Genomic DNA, 4,384 nt, shown 5'->3' on the forward strand with positions numbered 1-4,384 from the left:
CAGTAGTCGATCAGGGTGTGGGGTTTTTGGGGTATGGAGTGGGGCGGGGGCACGGGATGGATCGGAATATTCAAAAGCTTTGAGCAAAATAGTGGCTTTTGACGATGCAAGTTTCTTTCATTACAGAACAGATGTGTTCGCGCAGCGGGGCGTCAGCCCTTCGCAATCCGTGGGACGCTCTTAAGAGACTCGGATGAAGCGCTTCTGTTCTGTTTTCGGTAAATTCTTGAAAATTACTGCCAAGCTGGCAACATGGCTAAGCTATAGCCGTGTTTACTTATCTGTGATCTTAAATCCGCTTTTATAGCCCCCTTTTAGCCCAGTCGAGAGGGAAGTTGCGGCTAGATAAGCTTGCGTTTACCTGCCTTTGACCCAAGGCTTCGCCCCGTGACTTAATTATAAAGGAGGTTTTTAACTTGGATTTGGGATCAGAAGTAGTCTTGAGGGATGTATACCTAGCATTTTAACATCATTTTAACATCAATTGCATTATTTTAACTTCTAATCATTTCGAGTCATTTTTTGATTAGTAATAGTTAACTATTATTACCAAAATTCAGACTGGAAGTCAATTAATTCAACCCCAATTCACAATCCCTTCACGAATTCGCCGATACAATGTGAAAGTTCAGTGAAATGATACAAAATATACTACTCCTTTTTTGACAAACCAAAATACTATGAGCAGAGGCTTCGATTAAAAATTATTAATAAGGCGGTCAATAAAAATGACTAGGTCATCTACCTATATATCAGTTACTTTTATAAAAAAATATCTACTTTAGCGGGAACTTTTAAAGTTTTCAGCGGTCTGGTTAATAGACTATTTAGTTGACAACAAAGACTTTAGGGTTAGTGGGTGCCTACCAAATATTTTAAAAAATGGCAGGAGACTATTCCGTAAAGTTTGGGCAAAAACTACCTAAGCAAGTTAGCTCCCTTGAGCATAACTGTTCTATCAGCCTTGGTATTTCAAGCAATTATTTCGTCGTTTAATCAACTTTAGATAACTAATAAAAAGCCGTGATTATCTCCAAGTCTTCTGCTTATACCTCGGTTGATTCACCAATTTGGGATAACAGAATACCCAGTTGTTTATTTCAGCAAGAGGTTCATCATTCAGCTAACAATAATATCAAGCGATTAATTGATATTATTGGAGCTTTGGTTGGATTATTAATTACCGTGAGCATCGCAATTCCCATTGCGTTCGCTATGTCGATAGTCGATCCCGGTCCATTATTTTATAGTCAGATCCGTTGTGGTCTGAATGGCAAACCCTTCCAAATCAGGAAATTCCGCTCAATGATCGTGGGTGCAGACAAACTCAAGCACTTAGTAGAAAACCAAGCTAAAGGTCATATATTCAAAAATGAAAATGATCCCCGTATCAGTCGGATCGGAGGCTTTCTACGTCGTACCAGTCTTGATGAATTTCCCCAATTCTGGAATGTCTTGATCGGAGATATGAGCCTAGTCGGAACTCGTCCTCCTACCTTTGATGAAGTAATGGGCTACAAGCGCCATCACTATAAGCGTTTAAGAGTTAAACCTGGAATCACCGGTGAATGGCAAGCCAATGGTCGTTCAAAGGTGACTGACTTTGAAGATGTGGTTCTTATGGACTTGGATTACCAACGTAAGTGGTCTATCGGCTACGACCTGAAGCTGATTCTGAAAACTATCATGGTAATCTTTAATAGGCATGGTGCTTATTAAGATCACGTTATAAGCTCTTAACCCGATAGTACTAAATCCAGGTTGAACAGAATGCTTAAGCTAACCCTATCTACAATGTTTGATTGAGAATGTTTGATTGAGGTGGGGTTAGCTTAAGCTAATAAACACGCATCGATAACAGATTGATTAATTAGTGACAGGATAGTCACTCCTATTATTTTTATCAGTAAAATTAATCCTATTTTTCCAAGACTTACCGAACCTTTTTGAGAACTGCTATCAACAGATTAATCAATAGAGAAGTGGAAGTATTGATTGGTGATTACAGTTAACTATAATCACGGAATAACAACTTCCATGGTTCCTAAGACAATAAAAATTAACACTGATAAAATTAACGATGATTTTCTGGATTTATTCAGGGAAATCAATCTGAATTGGTGATATTTATGGTCATATTTATTTTTTAATGGAGCCTACGGGAATTGAACCCGTGTCCGCCCTGGTTATTTACTTATCGCTCATTCACAGGCTTAGCCCCTTTAACCCTCGGAGCGGGGATCATCCCTTATCCCGGATGACAGGATGCTTTGGTGAAGTCTTAGCTAGCAAACCGACCAAAGACAGCTTACTAGAGCATCCGTTGGGGTTAAGTCTATAGTCCTTAACGGAGTCAAACTACAGACGCTCGAACCTGTTTATAGGTGTTTAGGCAACAGCAGGTGCAGCCTTACGAGCAAAAGGAACGATGTTGTTCGCAGTTACAATTTTTTTGAGTCCGGTATTTGCGAGAGAAGACTCACTCTCGACCTGAATCACGGGTCAGCTTTCACCAACACGTCGAAACCATTAAGGCCCCTTGCAGTTATTTCCTTTTTCCATTATAGTCAATATTTCAAAGTAGCAACTACCAAATACGCGTGATCCTCTTGTGTGATCTTGAATTGGAAAATTTCTTTAACGCTGTTTAGCTGGGTAAATCCCCGCCTTCTATCAGGACGGGGATTTACGTGAACCTTTTAACTCTTGCTGCTCAGGATTTCCTCGATCGCTTGTCGTTCTGCTGGTTCAGTCACAGGCAAACTCTGGCGGGTATCAGTAATCAGCCAATCTAGAGCTGCCGCCTGAACATCAATAGCCGCACCAGTCTTATCAACACAATAGCGTCCAAACACTAACTTATCCACTAGACGTACTCCGGCTCCAAGGCGAGAATATTCAAAAATTACGCTATTCTCAACGGTTGCTCCGCTACAAATCCAGCAATTGGGACCAATCATAGTTGGTCCGATAATCTTTGCCCCATCTTCGATGTGGGTCATAGCACCAATGTAAACCGGACCTTTGATATCCACTTTGTCCCAATTTACGGCCACATTTAAACCAGTATAGATTCCGGGAGCGACTTCTTTGCCAGGAATCGGTACATTCTTGATTTCTCCGAGCAGGACACCTCGAACAGCTCGCCAGTAATCTGGCACTTTACCAATATCAACCCACTGGAAATCCATTGGCACCGCATAGAAAGGAGCCCCCATTTCCACAAGTTTGGGAAACAGTTCGCCCCCAATATCATATTCCTGACCAGAGGGGATATATTTAAATATTTCTGGCTCAAAAATGTAAATTCCTGTGTTGATATTGGTACTGCGGGCTTCCTCAACTGAGGGTTTTTCTTGGAAAGCTTTGATTCGACCAGTTTCATCTGTAACTACGACACCGTAGCTAGAAACCTGTTCTCGTGGTACAGGTTTTGCCACTAGGGTAGCAATTGCTCCCTTTTCTTTATGGAATTTAACTGCTGCTGTCAAGTCCAGGTCAATTAGGGCATCACCACAGAGCACCACAAATGTATCATCAAAGAAGGGATAAAAGTCCTGGATCTTGCGCATGCCACCAGCTGAGCCGAGGGCTTCCCCAACCAGTTGACCATCGACAATGCGACCTTCAAAGGAATAAGCAATTTCAACGCCAAAGCGTTGCCCATCTCGAAAATAGCTTTCAATTTCGTTAGCCAAGTGAGAGACGTTGACCACAACTTGGTCGAAGCCATGTTGTCGTAATAGTTCTAGTAAAAACTCCATTACTGGTTTTTGCAGGATGGGAATCAATGGCTTGGGAATAGTGTAAGTGATAGGGCGAACGCGAGTTCCCTTGCCAGCTGCCAGAATCATGGCTTTCATGTATCTTTTCTCCTTAAACTAAATCCATAGAGGTTGATGTGGGCAATTGAGTACGATTCTAACTAGTCCTTGAGCTCTCACCCACGATTAGCACAAGGGACTAAAGTCCCTAACTCGTTTTCATCCCCGCTACTATTACACAGGGGCAAACAAGCTGGAATTTTCTGTAACCTATGCTTTGAGTGATGCTTTGAGTGACTCCAGCTGAGAATTCCTGGTTTCCTGACAAGGCTAGTTGATGTTACAAGCCCCTGCTTTTAAGCGTGGGGTTCATGACTCCAATTTACGGATTTTTAGATCTTGGTAGAATTCCTCTTGGCATAACTCAACCTTAGACTGAGCAGATAACAATAGCAGTCCCCAGAAAACACTAACTCTGTCCCCTATTGGTGATTCAATAGGAGTGATTGCTGTTTCTGTGTCAGCTTTTGCCGACATCTTGGCTGTTCCCAGTTTGTCCTCCTGGTAAGAAGAACCAACGGAAGTTGATGCAACTGATGATGGGGATAACGTCCACCACT

General features: G+C 41.9%; 3 protein-coding genes and 1 other RNA gene. 1 reads left to right on the forward strand and 3 read right to left on the reverse strand.

Features of this window, described 5'->3' with window-relative positions:
* Positions 1–1,068 precede the first annotated feature (1,068 nt).
* Entirely contained in the window at positions 1,069–1,719 is a 651-nt protein-coding gene (locus tag F6K20_RS25875; protein WP_044492349.1) for a sugar transferase, read from the forward strand.
* A gap of 428 nt (positions 1,720–2,147) precedes the next feature.
* On the opposite strand, the gene ssrA is transcribed toward F6K20_RS25875, so the two are convergent.
* The 3 genes from ssrA to F6K20_RS25890 all read right to left on the reverse strand — a co-directional run.
* Positions 2,148–2,539, reverse strand: a transfer-messenger RNA (tmRNA) gene (gene ssrA, locus F6K20_RS25880).
* Positions 2,540–2,699: 160 nt separating this feature from the next.
* A complete protein-coding gene (locus F6K20_RS25885; protein ID WP_008180246.1) occupies positions 2,700–3,863 on the reverse strand; it encodes a nucleotidyltransferase family protein in 1,164 nt (387 codons plus the stop codon).
* A gap of 270 nt (positions 3,864–4,133) precedes the next feature.
* On the reverse strand, positions 4,134–4,384 hold a 251-nt coding region (locus F6K20_RS25890; RefSeq protein WP_287296558.1), incomplete at its 5' end, for a segregation/condensation protein A.

The organism is Moorena sp. SIO2C4 (genome assembly GCF_010672485.1).
Classification (GTDB): Bacteria; Cyanobacteriota; Cyanobacteriia; order Cyanobacteriales; family Coleofasciculaceae; genus Moorena; species Moorena producens.